Origin of the sequence: Ensifer sp. Root142, from assembly GCF_001426785.1 — a bacterium.
GTDB classification, from domain to species: domain Bacteria; phylum Pseudomonadota; class Alphaproteobacteria; order Rhizobiales; family Rhizobiaceae; genus Ensifer; species Ensifer canadensis.
Map to the genome: position 1 here is coordinate 197,610 of NZ_LMFK01000001.1, position 17,574 is coordinate 215,183.

General features: G+C 63.1%; 13 protein-coding genes, 1 other RNA gene and 1 pseudogene. 9 read left to right on the forward strand and 6 right to left on the reverse strand.

Features of this window, described 5'->3' with window-relative positions:
* Positions 1-74 precede the first annotated feature (74 nt).
* Together ASD52_RS00865 and ASD52_RS00870 are read left to right on the forward strand one after the other, a co-directional pair.
* Positions 75-1,259, forward strand: coding sequence for an efflux RND transporter periplasmic adaptor subunit (locus ASD52_RS00865; RefSeq protein ID WP_025427685.1), 1,185 nt, complete (start codon positions 75-77; stop codon positions 1,257-1,259).
* Positions 1,256-4,396, forward strand: a complete 3,141-nt coding sequence (locus ASD52_RS00870) for an efflux RND transporter permease subunit (RefSeq protein ID WP_025427684.1) — start codon at positions 1,256-1,258, stop codon at positions 4,394-4,396. The genes ASD52_RS00865 and ASD52_RS00870 overlap by 4 nt, the downstream gene beginning before the upstream one ends.
* Before the next feature lie 76 nt (positions 4,397-4,472).
* On the opposite strand, the pseudogene ASD52_RS00875 reads toward ASD52_RS00870, so the two are convergent.
* Positions 4,473-4,909 (reverse strand): annotated as a pseudogene (locus ASD52_RS00875) (DUF1772 domain-containing protein).
* 311 nt (positions 4,910-5,220) lie between these two features.
* On the opposite strand from ASD52_RS00875, the gene ASD52_RS00880 reads away from it, so the two are divergent.
* On the forward strand, positions 5,221-6,627 hold the full coding sequence (locus ASD52_RS00880) for an FAD-linked oxidase C-terminal domain-containing protein (protein WP_025427683.1): 1,407 nt from the start codon (positions 5,221-5,223) through the stop codon (positions 6,625-6,627).
* Positions 6,628-6,794: 167 nt separating this feature from the next.
* Complete coding sequence (locus tag ASD52_RS00885; RefSeq protein WP_025427682.1) at positions 6,795-10,532, forward strand: AsmA-like C-terminal region-containing protein; 3,738 nt, start codon at positions 6,795-6,797, stop codon at positions 10,530-10,532.
* Positions 10,533-10,921: 389 nt separating this feature from the next.
* On the opposite strand, the gene ASD52_RS00890 is transcribed toward ASD52_RS00885, so the two are convergent.
* Positions 10,922-11,713, reverse strand: a complete 792-nt coding sequence (locus tag ASD52_RS00890) for a hypothetical protein (protein WP_025427681.1) — start codon at positions 11,711-11,713, stop codon at positions 10,922-10,924.
* Positions 11,714-12,114: 401 nt separating this feature from the next.
* On the opposite strand from ASD52_RS00890, the gene ASD52_RS00895 reads away from it, so the two are divergent.
* Complete coding sequence (locus ASD52_RS00895) at positions 12,115-12,999, forward strand: GGDEF domain-containing protein (RefSeq protein WP_025427680.1); 885 nt, start codon at positions 12,115-12,117, stop codon at positions 12,997-12,999.
* On the opposite strand, the gene ASD52_RS00900 is transcribed toward ASD52_RS00895, so the two are convergent.
* The 4 genes from ASD52_RS00900 to ssrA all read right to left on the reverse strand — a co-directional run bounded on the left by ASD52_RS00900 (position 12,979) and on the right by ssrA (position 14,648).
* A complete protein-coding gene (locus tag ASD52_RS00900) occupies positions 12,979-13,215 on the reverse strand; it encodes a ribbon-helix-helix domain-containing protein (RefSeq protein ID WP_025427679.1) in 237 nt (78 codons plus the stop codon). The genes ASD52_RS00895 and ASD52_RS00900 overlap by 21 nt on opposite strands.
* A gap of 212 nt (positions 13,216-13,427) precedes the next feature.
* Positions 13,428-13,637 carry a DUF4169 family protein gene (locus ASD52_RS00905; RefSeq protein ID WP_025427678.1) on the reverse strand — a complete coding sequence of 70 codons (210 nt, stop codon included), beginning with the start codon at positions 13,635-13,637 and terminating at the stop codon, positions 13,428-13,430.
* A gap of 20 nt (positions 13,638-13,657) precedes the next feature.
* Positions 13,658-14,173: an SspB family protein gene (locus ASD52_RS00910; protein ID WP_025427677.1), complete on the reverse strand. Its 516-nt coding sequence runs from the start codon at positions 14,171-14,173 to the stop codon at positions 13,658-13,660.
* 111 nt (positions 14,174-14,284) lie between these two features.
* Positions 14,285-14,648, reverse strand: a transfer-messenger RNA (tmRNA) gene (gene ssrA / locus ASD52_RS36550).
* Positions 14,649-14,792: 144 nt separating this feature from the next.
* Here ssrA and ASD52_RS00915 point away from each other — a divergent pair.
* The 4 genes from ASD52_RS00915 to ASD52_RS00930 all read left to right on the forward strand — a co-directional run bounded on the left by ASD52_RS00915 (position 14,793) and on the right by ASD52_RS00930 (position 17,345).
* Complete coding sequence (locus ASD52_RS00915) at positions 14,793-15,101, forward strand: DUF2853 family protein (protein ID WP_025427676.1); 309 nt, start codon at positions 14,793-14,795, stop codon at positions 15,099-15,101.
* Between the two features lie 163 nt (positions 15,102-15,264).
* On the forward strand, positions 15,265-16,059 hold the full coding sequence (locus tag ASD52_RS00920; protein WP_025427675.1) for a thymidylate synthase: 795 nt from the start codon (positions 15,265-15,267) through the stop codon (positions 16,057-16,059).
* A gap of 151 nt (positions 16,060-16,210) precedes the next feature.
* Positions 16,211-16,816 carry a glutathione S-transferase gene (locus ASD52_RS00925; protein WP_025427674.1) on the forward strand — a complete coding sequence of 202 codons (606 nt, stop codon included), beginning with the start codon at positions 16,211-16,213 and terminating at the stop codon, positions 16,814-16,816.
* Positions 16,809-17,345, forward strand: coding sequence for a dihydrofolate reductase (locus ASD52_RS00930; protein ID WP_025427673.1), 537 nt, complete (start codon positions 16,809-16,811; stop codon positions 17,343-17,345). Before ASD52_RS00925 ends, ASD52_RS00930 begins: the two co-directional genes overlap by 8 nt.
* Positions 17,346-17,574: the final 229 nt, after the last annotated feature.

The following is a 17,574-nucleotide window of genomic DNA, read 5'->3' on the forward strand; positions in this document are numbered from 1 at the left end:
ATACTCTGGGCAAATCGGAACGTTCCGCCGGCGCGTGCCGCGCAGGAGCGCGTTTTGCATATTTGGAGACATGAATGCGGGTTTGGAAACAGCTGGCGGTGAGCGCCGTTGTGCTTTTGGTGGGTGCCGGCGTCTGGGTGCGGTTCGTGCCCGGAGCAGGCGAAACGCTGGCCGCGATCGGTGTCTCGCATCCGCTGATCGATGCCATCTCCAAGCAGAGCGGTGCCGCTGGGGGCGAGGGCGGCCAAGGCAGCGGCGGACGCAGGCAGGGCGGCAACGACGCCATCCTCGTCATGGTTCGCCCTTCGGCAACGTCTGTCGTCAATGACCGGCTGAACGCGATCGGCAACGGCGAGGCGATCCACTCCGTCACCGTGACGCCGACGGCCACCGGCAACCTCACCGAAATTCTCGTGCGCTCCGGCGAAAAGGTGGCGCAGGGGCAGGTGATCGCCAAGCTCGATAGCGACGACCAGAAGATTGCTGCCGACCAGGCGCGGCTGACGCGCGACAGTGCCCGCGAAAAACTGGAGCGCTATCGCAACCTCAGCACAGCGCGCGCGGTGACCGCCGTCGACGTGCGCGACGCCGAAATCGCCATGCAGGCCGCGGAGCTTGCGCTCAAGACCGCCGAGCTCGACCTCAAGCGCCGCGATATCGTTGCGCCGTCGCAGGGCGTTGTCGGCATCATCACCGTCAATGTCGGCGACTACGTCACCACGACGACGCCGATCGCCGTGGTCGACGACCGCTCGGAAATCCTCGTCGACTTCTGGGTGCCGGAGCGTTTTGCGAGCAAGATCGTCGTCGGCCAGCCGGTGACAGCGCACGCCATTGCCCAGCCGGGCAGCCAACTCGAGGGCGTCATTCACGCCATCGACAACCGCCTGGACCAGGCAAGCCGGACGCTGCGCGTGCGGGCGCGGCTGGAAAATCCTGACGACACGTTGCGGGCGGGCATGTCCTTCTCGGTGACCATGGCATTCGATGGCGACACCTATCCGACCGTCGATCCGCTCGCGATCCAGTGGAGCTCCGAAGGCTCCTATGTCTGGCGTGTCAGCGCCGACAAGAGCGAGCGGGTTCCGGTCAAGATCATCCAGCGCAACCCCGACAAGGTGCTGGTTGATGCGGCCTTGAGCGAAGGCGACGAAGTCGTCACCGAAGGTGTGCAGCGGCTGCGCGACGGCGGCGACGTGCGCATTGCCGGGCGCGAGCGCCGCGATGCCGCGCAGAAGGTCGCGGAGGACGGGAAGTGAGCGGCGCGAAGGAACCCGGCCACCAGACCGCGCGCGAGGCCGGCAAGACCGGCTTCACCGCGCTTTTCATCCGCCGGCCGATCTTCGCCCTGGTCGTCAACACGCTGATCGTCGTCGCCGGCCTTGCGGCCTGGAACGGCATCGAGATCCGCGAACTGCCGCAGGTCGACCAGCCGGTCGTCTCCGTGACGACGACGCTCGACGGTGCAGCACCCGAGACCATGGACCGCGAGGTGACATCGGTCGTCGAAGGTGCGGTCTCGCGCGTGCAGGGCATCCGCGACATCTCCTCGACCTCGTCCTTCGGCCGCAGCCGCGTGACGCTGCAATTCTCCGACACCACCGACATCGGCCAGGCGGCCAACGATATCCGCGATGCGCTGGGGCGCGTTCGCAACCAGCTGCCCGACCAGGCGGACGAGCCGAGCATCGTCAAGGCGGACGCCGACAGCCAACCGATCATGCGCCTGGCGCTGACCTCCGATACCATGTCGATGGAAGACATGACGCTGCTCGTCGAAAACGAGATCAGCGACCGGCTGGCCGCCGTCGAGGGCGTCGCCGACGTTGCCGTCTATGGCGACCAGGAAAAAATCTTTCGCATCGACCTCGACCAAGCCAAGCTTGCCGGGCGCGGCGTGACGGTGGCAGACCTCAGGACGGCCCTTGCCAACGCCTCCTATGACGTGCCGGCCGGCAAGCTCACGAGCGCCAGCCAGGACATTTCGGTGCGCGCCACCGCCGACCTGCAGACGCCGGAGCAATTCGAAAACCTCATCCTCGTCAACAATGTGCGGCTGCGCGACATCGGCACGGTGACGCTCGGACCCGATTCAGGCACCACGGCGCTGCGCTCCAACGGCCGCCAGGGCATCGGCCTCGGCATCATCCGCCAGGCGCAATCCAATACCGTCGATATTTCCGAGGGCGTGCGCAAGGTCGTCGAGACGATCCAGACGCAGATTCTTCCCGAGGGCACGCAGCTCAGGATCACCAGCGACGACGCCGTCTTCATCAACGGCGCCATCCACGAGGTCGAGATTGCGCTGGGCGTGGCGATCTTCATCGTCACGCTCGTCATCTACATGTTCCTGCTCGACTGGCGCGCAACGCTGATCCCGACCATCACCATGCCGATCGCGCTGATCGGGACGGTGGCGGCGATCTACATGGCCGGCTTCTCGATCAACATCCTGACGCTGCTGGCGATCGTGCTCGCCACGGGGCTCGTGGTCGATGATGCGATCGTGGTTCTGGAAAACATCGTGCGACGGCGGGCCGAAGGGCTGGGCCCAAGGGCCGCGGCCGTGCACGGCACGCTCGAAGTGTTCTTCGCGGTGCTGGCGACGACCGCGACGCTTGCGGCCGTGTTCGTGCCGCTGTCCTTCCTGCCGGGCCAGACAGGCGGGCTCTTCCGCGAGTTCGGCTTCGTGCTCGCCTTCTCGATCCTGCTTTCGTCCTTCGTGTCGCTGACGCTCTGCCCGATGCTGGCATCGCGCATGCTGACAAAGGAGGCCCACAACGAGAAGCCGGGGCCGATGCGCCGGTTCGGGGCACGGGCTTCGGAATTCTACCGGGTCACGTTGCGCGGTTGCCTCAATGCGCCGCTGATCGTCTTCGTCGTTGCCGCCTTCTTCACCGCCATGGGCGGCATCGGCTTCATGACGCTGAAATCGGAACTGACACCGAGCGAGGACCGCTCGCAGGTGATGATGCGCATCAACGCGCCGCAGGGCGTGTCGCTGGAATATGCGCAGGCGCAGATGCGCCGGATCGAGGACGGGCTGCAGCCGCTGGTCAAATCCGGCGAGATCGACAACATCTTCTCGATCTCCGGCCAGGGTGGTTCGGCCAATAGCGGCTTCATGGTGCTGACGCTTGCCCCCTGGGACAAGCGCGACCGCAGCCAGCAGCAGATCGTCTCCGACATCAACAAGGTGACGGCGCGCATCCCCTCGGTGCGGGTGTTTGCGATGCAGCCCAACAGCCTCGGCATTCGCGGCGCCGGCAGCGGCCTGCAGGTGGCGCTTGTTGGTAACGACTACACCAAGCTCGGCGATGCCGCGGCAAAGCTGGTGCGCCAGATGGAAGACACCGGGCGTTTCGAGAATGTGCGGCTGAACTATGAGGCCAACCAGGCGCAGCTTTCGATCACCATCGACCGCGAGCGGGCATCCGACATGGGCGTCGATATCGGCGGCCTTGCCTGGGCGCTGCAGGCGATGCTCGACGGCAACAGCGTCGTCGATGTCTATGTCGACGGCGAATCCTACCCGGTCAAGCTCCTGTCCTCGACCAATCCGGTCAACGACCCGACCGACCTGCAGAACATCTTTCTGAAAGCCGGCGACGGCAAGATCGTGCCGATGTCGACGATCGCCAGCGTCGAGGAAACCGCCGTGGCGCCGCAGCTCTCGCGCGAATCGCAGCTTCGCGCCGTGTCGCTGTCGGCCGGGCTCAAGTCCGACCTGGCGCTCGGTGAGGCGCTGACCATGGTCGAGCAGATGGCCGAGCCGCTGCTGCCGCCGGGCTCGCGCATCATGCCGCTGGCCGAGGCTGCCACCCTCAACGAGAACGCCAACGGCCTCGTCATCACCTTCGGCTTTGCCCTCGTCATCATCTTCCTGGTGCTGGCGGCGCAGTTCGAAAGCTTCATCAGCGGCTTCATCATCATGGCGACGGTGCCGCTCGGGCTTGCCTGCGCGATCTTTGCGATGATCATGACCGGCAACACGCTTAACATCTACAGCCAGATCGGCCTGGTCATGCTTGTCGGCATCATGGCGAAGAACGGCATCCTGATCGTCGAATTCGCCAACCAGCTGCGTGATCGCGGCCAGGATGTGCGCACGGCGATCGAGAACGCCGCCAACATTCGCCTCAGGCCGGTGATGATGACGATGATCGCCACCATCGTCGGCGCGGTGCCGCTGGTGCTGGCAAGCGGTGCCGGTGCCGAGGCGCGCATTGCGCTCGGCTGGGTGCTGGTCGGCGGGCTCGGCCTTGCCGTGGTCGTGACGCTCTATCTCACGCCGGTCGCCTATCTCGTCATTGCTGGGCTCACGAAGCCGCATGCGGACGAGGAGCGCAAGCTGCACGAGGAAATGGAAGCGGCGGCCGCGCTCGAAACGAAATAGCGGCGGGCTCTCAGCGTCGGCAGCGAAGATGTCAACGCTGACCGCCTGTCGCGCTGCTCCCTGGCTCTAAAAAGCGCTAACCCTGAAGTTCAAGCCAGGCGGCGATCAGAAAGACCACCGCTGCGATCGCGCCCAGCGCACTCCTGCCGGCGTGGAGCCTCGCCCAGCGGCGGAGAAGCGCGCGGGTTTCCTCGCTCGCCTCATCCGGCCGCGTTGCCTCGAGGCGTCGGTTGATCGGCATGATGACGAGGATCGTGTAGGGCCAGTTCAGAATGATGATTGCTGCCCCTAGGCCCCAAAGTGCATTGTCACTCTGCCACCATGCGGCAGCGCCGAGCAGGCCCGAGATGATTGCGAGCGAGGCTTGCATCTCGAAACCTCGCCGGTAGGCCGGCACCCATTGGGCGAGGGCCGCTCATCGAGGTGAAGCCTTGCCGGGTGTTCGGCGACGTTGATGTAGACGGCGGCGCCGAAGAATACCGCTGCGGTAAACAAAGCGAGCAGACCGAGCATTTGACCTTCTCCTCTCTCCCTTCAGTATATACCGTCAGGGGCTGCACAACGATAGGTGTCGTCGTTGGGCGCAGAGCTGCCGGCTCAAGGGCAGATCCGGGAGGGAATTCTGATCGACGTTATCCGTCGCAATGCGAAAGCTTTGTGACCCTCAGGTCTCACCAGCGGCGTTTTCACGCGATAGTCTGCCGGAGACTGCGTGAACGTCTGGACAAAGTGATTCCGATTTGCACAGTAGCGCCTTGAAATGAAAGCGCTTCCCCTATGTCGGAATGGGGCAGCGCGAATGGCATGAAGAAGGGACGTTTTCCGTGGCATTGAAGGCGATCAGAGCTGGCTCGAGAAACGAAACCGGGATCGAAACCGCAAAGGGGCAGCTTGCTGCCCGATTCGGCGATCGGTTCCAGACGGGCGAAGCGATCCGTGCCCAGCATGCCCACACCACCACCTACATCCCGGCGCAGCTTCCCGATGGCGTCGTCTTCCCCGAGAGTGCCGACGAGGTGCGCGAGATCGTTGCGATCGCAGCCGCAAATGCCGTGCCGCTCATTCCCTTTGGCACCGGATCCTCGCTCGAGGGCCACGTCAACGCGCCGAACGGTGGCATTTCCGTCGACATGATGCGGATGAACCGGGTGCTCGAGGTCAACGCGGAAGACTTGGATTGCCGGGTCGAGCCCGGCATCACCCGCGAGGAGCTGAACACCTATCTGCGCGACACCGGCCTGTTCTTCCCGATCGATCCCGGCGCCAACGCCTCGATCGGCGGCATGGCCTCGACGCGGGCGTCCGGCACCAACGCGGTGCGCTACGGCACGATGAAGGACAATGTGCTGGCGCTGACGGTGGTGACATCAGACGGGCGCGAGGTGCGCACCGCGCATCGGGCACGCAAGTCGTCTGCCGGCTATGACCTGACCCGGCTCTTCGTCGGGGCCGAGGGCACGCTCGGCATCATCACCTCGATCACGCTCCGGCTGCAGGGCATTCCCGAGGTCATCTCCGGCGGCGTCTGCCCGTTCCCGACGATTGCCGATGCCTGCAACGCGGTGATCCTGACGATCCAGTCCGGCATTCCGGTCGCCCGCATCGAGCTGTTGGACGCTTTGCAGATGAAGGCGTGCAACGGCTACTCCGGCCTTTCCTATGAGGAAACGCCGACGCTTTTTGTCGAATTCCATGGGAACAGCGAGAGCGTCGAGATGCAATCGCGGCACTTTGCCGAAATTGCGTCGGAATTCGGCTCTAGTGGCTTCATCTGGACGACCAACCCGGAAGAGCGGGCGCGGCTGTGGAAGGCGCGGCACAACGCCTACTGGGCCCAGAAGAGCCTGATCCCCGGGGCTGCAATTCTCTCCACCGATGTCTGTGTGCCGATCTCGCGGCTGGCCGATTGCGTTGCGGCGACCCATGACGACATCGCCCAGCACGGTCTGACGGCACCGATCGTCGGCCACGCGGGCGACGGCAACTTCCACGTCGGCCTGCTGTTTGACGACAAGGACGCCGCCGACGTGGCGCGGGCCGAGGCCTTCGTCGAGCGGCTGAATGCGCGGGCGCTGTCGATGGACGGGACCTGCACCGGCGAACACGGCATCGGTCAGGGCAAGATGCCGTTCCTCGAAGCCGAACTCGGCGACGCGCTGGATCTGATGCGGCAGGTCAAGCGTTCTCTCGACCCGCAGAATATCTTCAACCCCGGCAAGATCTTCGCCTGACGCGAGACGACGGGCGAGGGGACACGCGGCCGCGCGGCCACTACCCCTTTGGGGCAAAGGCGGGCGCGCCCGCGCAATTGTAATGGACGGAAACGTCCCTTTGGCGTTCATATGGACGCAGACGGCGTCGACAGGCGCCCCGAGAACTTGATGGGAATGTAGGCACGGTGCTTTCGCGAATTCTGGTTGCCATCGGCGGTCTTGTGGTTGTTGCGCTCTTTGCGGCGCTGATCGCCCCGTGGTTCATCGACTGGACGGGTTTCCGCAAGGAATTCGAGCGCGAGGCTAGCCGCATCATGGGCAAACCCGTCGTCGTGCACGGCCGCGTCGACGCACGCCTGATCCCGTTCCCGACCGTGACGCTCAACGACGTGCGTGTCGGCGGCAGCGATGCGCGCGAACCGCTGATCCAGGTCGAACAATTCTCGATGAGCGCGGAGCTTGCGCCGTTCCTGAGTGGCGAAGCGCTAATCTTCGACATGCGCCTCGACCGGCCCAAGGCCAAGGTCCGGCTGCTTTCCGACGGTACGCTCGACTGGGCGCGTGGTACGCGCACGGCGATCCCCGCCAAGACGGTGGTGCTTGAAAACGTAGAGATCACCCAGGGCGAGATCGAATTCATCGACGAGCAGACCGGCCGCACCCGGCGCGTGACCGACCTTGCCGCCGATCTTTCGGCCCGGTCGCTGGCCGGCCCCTGGAAGGTCGAAGGTCGTGCGGCATTGGACGGCGAGGCCGGCAGTTTTGCCTTTGCCAGTAACAAGGTGGACGAGGCGGGCGCGCTCAGCCTCAAGGCGCGGGTGACGCCGGACAAGCGTCCATTCGGCGTCGAGCTCGATGGCGCGCTGAAGATCGTCGACTTCAAGCCGCTTTACGGCGGCCGCTTCACGCTGACCGAAAACCGCCCGCAGGGCGAGGCCAAAGAAGTCGACGACCATGCGCCGCTGCGCATCAACGGCGATTTCCAGCTGACCAATGAGAGCATCCGTGTGCCGGAGTATCGCTTCGAGGTCGGTCCTTCGGATGATCCTTACGTGGTGACCGGCGAGGCGACGCTCGACACCGGCAAGGAGCAGAAGTTCCTGCTAATTGCCGACGGCCAGCAGATCGACGTCAGCCGCATCGGCAATTCCGGCAGCAACGGCAAGACCGGGCGCGACCCGGCGATCTCCATGCGCCAGCGGCTGGAAGCGATGCTGGCGATCGCTGCCGACATTCCCATTCCGCAGGTGCCGGGCAGGGCCAGTTTGAAGCTGCCGGCGATCGTCATCGGCGATACGACGGTGCGCGACGTGCGCATCGACGTACAGCCTGATGGCGCCGGATGGGTAATCGACAATGTCGTGGCGCTTCTGCCCGGTCGCACCCAGCTCGAGGCCAAGGGACGGCTCAACCTCAAGGGTCAGCGCTCCTTCCGCGGCGACCTGCTGCTCGCGTCCAACCAGCCGTCGGGGCTGGCGAGCTGGCTGGCCGGCTCTGTCGACCCGGCCATCCGCAAGCTGAAGACCGCGGGTTTTTCGGCAACCGTCAACCTGACCGACACGCTGCAGCAGTTCGAAAACCTTGAAGTCGCGGCCGGCGATGCCAGCCTCAAGGGGCGGCTCGAGCGCCAGTCCTTCGCCGAGCAGCAGCCGAACCTTTCGCTGCAGCTGAACGGCAACCGCATCGATCTCGAAGCCTTGCAGGCGCTGGCTGGCCTCGTCGCCGGCGATGCCTCGACCTCGACATTGATGCAGCACGCGATCGCTGCCGACCTTTCGGCCGACGAGTTCTCCGCCTTCGGCGAAGATGCCCGCGACGTTCAGGCGGTGGTGACGCTCAAGAACGGCCAGTTACAGGCCGAGCGCGTGGCGATCGGCTCGCTTGCCGGCGCGCAGCTTGCCTTTTCCGGCCGCGCCAGCGGCGATCTCGCAAAGCCCGTCATTTCGGCCAAGATGAAGCTCGCGGCCAACGATCTGACGCCGTTCCTGGAAATGATCGGCCGGCACGCCGTCGATCATCCGGCCCTTCGTCGGCTGACCAAGGCTGGCCCGTACTACACGGACGCCGCCTTCGACGTGACGCTGACCGCCGGCAACAAGGAAGGCAACGCGCCCGCGACCTTCGGCATCTTCGGCACGGCCAACGGCACCAAGATCGCCGCCAGCTATCAGGCGCCCGACATGGCCCAGGCGCTTGCCGGCAAGGGCATGCTGCTCGAAGCGACGCTCGAAAACCCGCAGACGCTGTTGCTGCTCGGCCAGGCCGGGTTCGATCCGCTGCCATTCGATGCGGACGCCAACGGCATCCTCTCGGTCAAGCTGCAGAGCACCGATGGCTCCAACGCCAATGGCACGGTGACCTTTACCACTGAGAAGACGGCGCTTGCCGCCAAGGGCAGCTTCGATCTTTCGCGCGACCATTTCCTCGAGGGCCAGGCCAAGCTGACGCTGCAGACGGAAGACCTCGAACCTTATCTGCTGCAGCAGGGCATCGCCCTGCCACAGACGGGCAGTGGCCTGCCGATCTCTGTTTCGGCCGACGTGGCGACGACACCGGAGGCGATCGCCCTTACAACGGTCGAAGGCAAGGCGGATAACAACGGCTTTGCAGGCGCGCTGACGATCGACCGCAAGGTGCCGGGCAAGGCGGAGGGCCAGATCAACCTTGCAACGCTCGATCTCGCCTGGCTCGCCGAGGGCATCCTCGGCCAGGTTCAGGACATGTCGACCGGCGCGCTGTCGAAAACGCCGGTCGCCCAGGCGGCCTGGACCGGCCTCAACGTGGCCCTGGATGTGCAGGCGGCCAATTTCTGGCCGGGCTTCTACGGCGCCGTTGGAAATTTTGTCGGCAAGATGGAATGGAAGGGCGACGAGATCGCCTTCACCGACGCGACCGGCGACTGGCTCGGCGGCAAACTTGAGGGCCGGGTGCAGATCGGCAATGCCAACGGTTCCGGCTTCCTGCGCTCGCGTCTCGACGTCAAGGGCGGCGATCTGGCGCAGGCGGGCTGGATGCGGGCAGGCGCGCCGGTTGCCACCGGCACCTTCGACCTGTCCGTGGCGCTGGAGGCATCGGGCGCGAACGCGCAAGCCATGGCGCATTCGGCAAGCGGCTCGGGCACTGCGACCTTCAACGGCGTGACACTCAACGGCATCAACAGCGCCGCCCTGCCGCAGTTGATGGCGACTGCCGATGCGCTGAAGATGGAGATTTCAGCTGACGCGATCCGCCAGGCGGCGGAGGCGACGGTGTTTTCGGGCCAGTCGGTCGTCGGTGTGGTCAAGGTGCCCTTCAGCATCGCCGGCGGCGTGCTGCGGGCACAGAACGTGACGGCCGCCGACGGCAACGCAGCTTTTGCCGGCGAGGCGTCGCTCGACCTTGCGGCAGAACGCATCGATGCCGGCATCGACATGACTTTCCGTCCGGGTGACGAGGCGCTTGCTGGCGCTGAGCCGCGCGTGCGGCTCGGCTTCGCGGGACTGCTGGCATCGCCAGGCGTCAGCCTCGATGTTGCCGATCTCTCGAATTTCCTCTCGCTTCGGGCCTTCGAGCGCGAGCGCCGGCGCGTCGAGACGCTGCAGGCCAACGTGCTTGAGAAGCAGCGGCTGCGCCGCGAGGTGCAGCTCTACAAGGCAAAGGCGCAGCAGCGTGAAGTCGAGCGCCTGCGGGCGATCGCCGAAGAACGGCGCCGCGCCGCTGCGGCAGTCGAGGCGGAGCGGGTGAAGGCGGATCTCGCCGCCCGCGCCGAGGCGGCCCGCAAGGCGGCGGAAGAGGCTGCTCAGGCCGAACGCGAACGCCAGCAGCAACAGCAGCTGGGCGCGCCAGCGCAGGCGCAGCCGAATACAGGTACCGTCGAAGGCCCGCAGAAACCGGGCGGCCAGGGGCTGAATTTCGACGTCTTGCCCGACATTACCGTGCAATAGTCTTGCCGGCATCGCGGTTGCGCGCCGCATAGGCGTTGGCCTACTGCATGGTTCCTTAAATCCTATTCGATTTAAGGATAACAACAGGCAGCAATTCAAAGTGCTACAGCGACCTTTGCCCGTCTAATAAGACGCGCAAAGGTCGCTGTAGCTGTGCGTGCCGTCGGGCGTGCAGCTGTGCGGTTTGTCGCCCGCGTGCTCACACCGGACGATCACGCTTGGATCGTTTCCAGTTTAAGCGGAGTCGCAGAAATGCTCTGTCTCTTTGTTCTTACGCATTTCCTGACGGAAAACCGCCTCGCACTTTTCCTGGAAATGCTTGGGTCTCCAGCTCGCATTGGAGCATAGAATCTTTCGGCCAGGATTGCGAAGCGTCGCCGCGTCCCGGTTCAGAAGTGGATGGCAACGCCGAGGATCGGTCCGTGTTGCACGGCGTCGAACTTGAAGCCGTCGTCGCTGTAGTCGACGCCGAGTGCGCGGTAGCCGGCGACGACTGAGATCGTATCCGTGAACTTGTAGCCGAGACCGAGCGCTGCATCCCAGTCGAGATCCGCGCCGCCCGCACCGACCAGCCCCCAGCCGGTCATATAGAACTCGGGCGTGAAATAATAGGCGCCGCGCAAGCCCGCGACCGCATCGACCCATGTCGCACTGTCTTCGCGTTTCCTACCGTTGAGCAGGCCGCCTGAGAACGAAAGCGTCGAATCAACCGACCAGACTTTCAGGCCGCCGACGAAATCCAGGTTGGACGATTGATCTTCGTAGATCGCATAACCGACGCCAAGCAATCCGGCAAAGGTCTTCGATTTCACATCGACGCTATTGGCAAGAATGCCGTTCGGCGTGTGGCCGTCGGCGGAAAGGTCGGTATAGATCACGTCGCCGAAGATGCTGTAGGGCCCGTTGCGGGCTTCGCCCGTCGCCATGAAAGCGAAATCGAGATGGTCCCAGATATCTCCGAAGCTTGAATCGATGTGCACCTCAGGGAGACCGAACTGGGCGGTGTCGCCCGTCAGGCCCGCCATCCAGAAGTAGGGTGCAACGGTGAACTTCCAGCCGCTCTCCGTCTCCTGCTGTTGGGCTGTGGGTGCAAGAAGGGGTGCGATATCGGCGGCGCTGGCGATGGCGGCCGATGACAAAGTCAAACACGTGGCCAGACCGATACGAGCATAGAGCTTCATGGGTTCCTCCCTCTCCTGTCCAGCCAGCGACTCTCGTGCGCTGGCAACTGTATGATTGTTTGAAATTAGTGCAGTCTAAACAAGCCCATTCGCGTTTATTGCCGGATCAAGCGTTACCGAAATGCCCGAGCTGTGGCGCCAAGCACACAGAAACCGGTGGGATGGGCCACAGTTGCAATCTCAAGTCTATGTTTCTGTCGGCGTGTGCTTCAAATTTTCCCGGATTGGTGTGTTCAGGGACGGGTGCTGAGGCATGCATCTGGTTTGTGAAGGCAATCCCGCTCCTGCGCCGAATGCCTGCTTTTGCGCGCTGAAATGGGGAGACCCCTAAAATCCTAATGGATTGATTGAGCAGGAGTTAGCATCCTGCCTTCACAGTGAGGCCTGCAACGGGGGGTGGCATGAAGTCGCTGGAGCAGGGCCTTGATCGCCGCGCGATCATCTGGATCATGAACTGGACGTTTTCAGGCACTGCCGGCTGCACGGCCGTTGCCCTTCTCATCACTTATTACTACATCGTCCCGTTCGGCGGCGAGCTGATGGCGACCTCAATGCGCCTTGCGCTGTTCATTCCGCTGCTGCTGGCCATCCCGCTTTTCGCCTTCATCGGCATCAAGCTCCAACAGTTGGCACTTGCCAACGATCTTCTGACGCTGGCCAGTCGCTATGACGGCCTGACGGGCTGTCTCAACCGTGCCGCCTTCACATCGGATGTCACCGCATTCTTTGCCGATCAGGACCTCGAGCCGTTTCCGCCGACGTCGGCGCTGATGGTGCTGGACGCCGACCACTTCAAACGCATCAACGATTGCCACGGCCATCTGGCCGGCGATCAGGCATTGGTGGCGATAGCAACCGAGATGCGCCAGGCAGTGGACGGTAGCGGCCTGACGGGGCGCCTCGGCGGAGAGGAATTCGGCGTTTTCGTTCCCTATGCCCGTCCCGAAACGATAGGGGCGATGGCGGAGCGAATTCGGTTGGCGGTGGCCGAGCGCGGGCAGGCGATCGCGCCGGGCGCAGAGCCAGTCACTGTCAGCGTCGGTGTGGCGCTGTTCAGCTATCCCGCCCACTATGAGGATGTCTTCAAGATCGCCGACGACCAGCTCTATCTCGCCAAGAATACCGGGCGCAACCGGGTTTGCCTGGTCGAGTATTTGCGTCGGCCGGGCGGCATCAGGGCGATGGCAAACCAGCTGCGCGAGGGGCTTGCAGGCGTCTTCACCGAGACATTCGGAAGCGGCCGCGATGAGCCAGGCGAAGAGCCGTCAAGTGTCGCTGGCCGCTGACAGCTCTATATTCGCCTTGATCCAGTCGAGAACGTAGACGCGGAGCGCCGAAGACAGGTTGCTGTCGGCGCCACGCGCATCGTCGATCTCGACGATCAGTTGGGCGATCGGCATGGCGCGGGCGGCCGCGATCGTCTTCAGCTCCAACCAGAACGGATCTTCCAGCGAGAAGCTGGTGCGGTGGCCGTGCAAGGTGGCGGAGTGTTTTCGGATCATCGCCGGAGCTCGCAAATTGATTCAAGTCGTTGGCGGTTTGATTCGGGACGTTGCTGCAAGTCATTGAAGCGGAATCGCTTTTTTGCAGGTCGTGCGCCGGGTTCGACGTTCTAAAGCGCGTCGCGATCTCTACAGCGCCGCGCGTCTTATTAGACGCGCAAAGGTCGCTGTAACGCTTTAAACGTTCCGCAGCCGTTCGTGCGCGCGGCGCTTCAGTCCTCGGCCTCGTCAGGTCGATCGCCGGAAGGTTCGCGGCGCCCCTGGTCGAGGGCCTTTGCCGCCTTCGCATTCAAGGCGTCGGTCAGCGATTTCTCGGCCTTGGTGCGGCCGAACGAGATGCGGTTCTGTTCGGCCTGCTTTTCTTTTTCGGCGCGGGCATTGCGCTTGCGGAACTGGCGTAGATTGACGACGTCACCACTCATGCCGCGTCCTTTCGCTTGCCTCAGTTCTTCTTGCGGAAGGAGTCGAGCGAAACCACCGAGCCGCCGCCGTTCTTGGCGTCGCCGGATTTTTCCGGGTCCTTGGGCGGCACTTCGCCATCGGTTTCAGGAACGGGATAGGCGGTGATCTCCGCCGATTCGGCCTCTTCCTCTTCGGCCGTCGCCACGTCGAATTCGAGTTCGAAATTGACCGAGGGGTCGTAGAAGCCGCGAATGGCATTGAACGGAATGACCAGCCGCTCCGGCGTATCGGAGAAGGACAGGCCGATTTCGAAGCCGGCCTCGGAAACCTTGAGTTCCCAGAACTGGTGCTGCACGACGATGGTCATCTGCTCGGGATACTTGGATTTCAGGTGCTGCGAGATGCGAACACCCGGCGCGCCGGTCAGGAAGGTGATGAAGAAATGGTGCTCGCCGGGCAGGTGGCCGGTGGCCGCAACCTCGGTCAGCACCTTGCGGATGACGCCGCGAAGCGCGTCCTGCGCCAGAATGTCGTAGCGAATGTGGTCCTGGCCCATGAGATTCCCGTCTTTCTCGAACTCAATTCTACTGTCGGCTTTCCATTGCCCGTCTCGATATGACGAGTCAATTATTCAAGCATCTATAGACCATTTCGAAGCGGGGGAGAAGGTGAAGGCTTCTGTTGCCAGGTGCCTTCGGACCCCGCCTTACGGTGCTACCCGGAAGGACTTGATTTGAAGTGTCGCACCGCCGTTAGGCAGCGAGACGTGCTTCAGCATAGTTGTCGTTTGCAACTATAAGTTTAGCCCGATAACGGTGGTACAATGCCGAGCAAAAAGTCGATCTTTACGCCCTTGTCGATCCTATTTCGCCCCCATCAAAAGCCGGTCATCGAAATCTCGACCGGTTTTTGGTGGAGGCGCCGGGTACCGCCCCCGGGTCCAATGGGTTTATTTCACCGCCCGTTTATTGCCATAGCCGCCCGAAGACGGCATCTGTCATATAGGTCTTTCCGGCGCTGAAGAAAAGGGGAAAGCACGGATATATCGCAGCTTTTCCAAAACCCCTGACATGCCAAACGCCTTGACATGAATGGCAGCCGTGAAAAACTCCGGCTGCTGCACGCGGCCTGCAAGGGCGCTGCGGTTTATCGAGCAAGATCAATCTGGAGGCATCATGACTGACTATCTCGCAGATGTGCAGAAGTATGACAGCGGCGCCGACGAAGCTGTTGTGAACAAGATCGTGCGCCATCTCGGCATTGCACTGCGCAACAAGGATTCCTCGCTCGTGTCGGCCACGGACCCCAAGGAACTCGATCGCGTTAGGGAAAAATGGTGCGAGAAGAAGCTCGGCGTCGTGGGTGCGGAAGCGGATGCGGCCATTTCGGCGACGACGAAGGCGATGTCGGCAGATCGATCCAAGTCACGCGTGACCTTCTATTATCTGGTGGCCAAGAACCTCGGTAAGCTGCAAACGCTGTAGATCACGTTCATTGTGAAGGCGGGATGCAGGCGGAAAACCGCGCGCACTTTCCTTGATCCCGCTTTGAGCGCGGCTGAATATGCGGGATAAACACCCCCGGGACATTGGTTTGCCGCCGGCTTCACCCTAAATTTGGGACAACACGAATCGGCGGCGCCAGACCATGCAGCAATATCTCGACTTCCTCGACCATGTGATGACCAGCGGAACCGACCGGGGTGACCGGACGGGAACGGGGACGCGCTCGGTCTTCGGCTACCAGATGCGTTTCGATCTTTCGCAAGGCTTCCCGGTGCTGACCACCAAGAAGCTGCACCTGCGCTCGATCATCCACGAACTGCTGTGGTTCCTGAAGGGCGAGACCAATATCGCCTATCTCAAGGAAAACGGCGTCAGCATTTGGGACGAATGGGCGGACGAAAACGGCGATCTCGGGCCCGTCTACGGCTACCAGTGGCGCTCCTGGCCGGCGCCGGACGGGCGGCATATCGACCAGATCGCCGGTCTTGTCGAAAGCCTGAAGACCAATCCGAACTCGCGCCGTCATATCGTTTCCGCCTGGAACCCGGCGCTGGTCGACGAGATGGCCCTGCCGCCGTGCCATTGCCTGTTCCAGTTCTATGTCGCCGACGGCAAGCTTTCCTGCCAGCTCTATCAGCGTTCGGCCGACATCTTCCTCGGCGTGCCGTTCAACATCGCCTCCTACGCGCTTCTGACGATGATGGTGGCGCAGGTGACCGGGCTGAAGCCGGGCGATTTCGTCCATACCTTCGGCGACGCGCATATCTACCACAACCATTTCGACCAGGCACGGCTGCAGCTTGCCCGCACGCCGAAGACGCTGCCGACCATGCAGATCAAGCCAGACGTCAAGGATCTGTTTTCGTTCCGTTTTGAAGACTTTACCCTGGTCGGCTACGAAGCTGATTCAACCATCAAGGCGCCGATCGCCGTCTGAGGCGTCGTCGCCTCGGGGGTGCGGGCAGGCGGTCGATACGGGCATTCGCGTAACGGCGGCAGACCGGGAGGGTTTGCCGTTTCTTACGGAGTTCAGATGTTACAGCGGCCTTTGCGCATCATGTTCGGCGAGGCGCTGTCGGGAGGTTTCGATGCTGACGCTCGTCCACGCACCCTTGTCGCGCTCGTCGCGTATCGTCTGGCTGCTCGAGGAGATCGGCGCGGAATACGAGATCCGCTATGTCTCGATCCGCCGCTGGGATGGCACCGGCGCACCCGACGACAACAATCCGCATCCGCACAAGCAGGTGCCGGCGCTCTTGCACAAGGGTGCGCTGATCTGGGAATCGGCGGCCGTGGTACAATATCTCACCGACCTTCACCCCGAATGCAGTCTCGGCCGGGCGCCCGGCCATCCCGAGCGCGGCGCCTATCTCTCCTGGCTTGCCTATTATGCCGGCGTGATCGAGCCGACGGCGCTGGCCCACATCACCGGCGCGACGATCAACAATCCGGCGCAGGCGCGGCTCTACAGCGAAATGTGCGCCCATGTGATCGACGTGCTCAACCGACAGACCTATCTGCTCGGCGCGACGATGAGCGCCGCCGACCTGCTTTTGGCCAGCGCACTGCAATGGATGCGCAAGATCCTGCCCGAGAGTGAGGTCGTCGACCGCTATATCCGGGTGGTCACGGACCGGGCAGCCTATGTCAGGGCAAGTGAAATCGACAGCAAACCGAATGGGTTCCATGACTGATACCAGCACCAACGAGCCGAAAATCTCCATCGTCGTCGCGGTTGCCGCCAACGGCGTCATCGGCCGCGACGGCGATCTGCCGTGGCGGCTTTCCACCGATCTCAAGCGCTTCAAGGCGCTGACGATCGGCAAGCCCGTGATCATGGGGCGCAAGACCTGGGCCTCGATCGGACGTCCGCTGCCCGGCCGAGCGAACATCGTCATCAGCCGCAGCGCAGATTTTACTGCTGAGGGCGCGACCGTCGCGCATTCGCTGGAGGAGGCGCTGGGCGCAGCGCGGCGCGAAGCGTCGGCATCAGGGGCAGACGAGATCTGCGTTATTGGCGGCGGCGAGATCTACCGGCAATCGATCGGCGTCGCCGATATCCTGCACATCACAGAGGTTCAGGCGGAAGTCGAAGGCGATACTCGCTTTCCGGATATCGACCCTGACGTTTTCGACAAGGTGTTCGAAGAGGACCTGCCGCAGGGCGAGAAAGACAGCCATGCCATGCATTTCGTGACGTGGCGGCGCCGGGCCACGCGCTAATGCATGCCTCCTAAAATCGGCATCGATCTAAGGAGAAAGTTATGCAGCGAGTTTGAAGCGCTGTCCTTGGCGCGTCATGTTTGGCGCGCCGCGCGTAATGGGCCATTCGTCAACTATTTTGAACCATTTACGGTGAACTCTGGCGTATCGCGTTGAAAGCGGTGCATGTCATACCTATAACGGGTTCACATCGTGGACGTCCGTGCATTCGCGCGGCAGTTCAGCGTGA

What these genes read in the sequence shown, in the direction of transcription:
- ASD52_RS00865 (WP_025427685.1), top strand. Translation starts at nt 75, where the DNA reads ATGCGGGTTTGGAAACAGCTGGCGGTGAGCGCCGTTGTGCTTTTGGTG.
- ASD52_RS00890 (WP_025427681.1), bottom strand. Translation starts at nt 11,713, where the DNA reads ATGAAGCTCTATGCTCGTATCGGTCTGGCCACGTGTTTGACTTTGTCA.
- ASD52_RS00895 (WP_025427680.1), top strand. Translation starts at nt 12,115, where the DNA reads ATGAAGTCGCTGGAGCAGGGCCTTGATCGCCGCGCGATCATCTGGATC.
- ASD52_RS00900 (WP_025427679.1), bottom strand. Translation starts at nt 13,215, where the DNA reads ATGATCCGAAAACACTCCGCCACCTTGCACGGCCACCGCACCAGCTTC.
- ASD52_RS00905 (WP_025427678.1), bottom strand. Translation starts at nt 13,637, where the DNA reads ATGAGTGGTGACGTCGTCAATCTACGCCAGTTCCGCAAGCGCAATGCC.
- ASD52_RS00910 (WP_025427677.1), bottom strand. Translation starts at nt 14,173, where the DNA reads ATGGGCCAGGACCACATTCGCTACGACATTCTGGCGCAGGACGCGCTT.
- ASD52_RS00915 (WP_025427676.1), top strand. Translation starts at nt 14,793, where the DNA reads ATGACTGACTATCTCGCAGATGTGCAGAAGTATGACAGCGGCGCCGAC.
- ASD52_RS00920 (WP_025427675.1), top strand. Translation starts at nt 15,265, where the DNA reads ATGCAGCAATATCTCGACTTCCTCGACCATGTGATGACCAGCGGAACC.
- ASD52_RS00925 (WP_025427674.1), top strand. Translation starts at nt 16,211, where the DNA reads ATGCTGACGCTCGTCCACGCACCCTTGTCGCGCTCGTCGCGTATCGTC.
- ASD52_RS00930 (WP_025427673.1), top strand. Translation starts at nt 16,809, where the DNA reads ATGACTGATACCAGCACCAACGAGCCGAAAATCTCCATCGTCGTCGCG.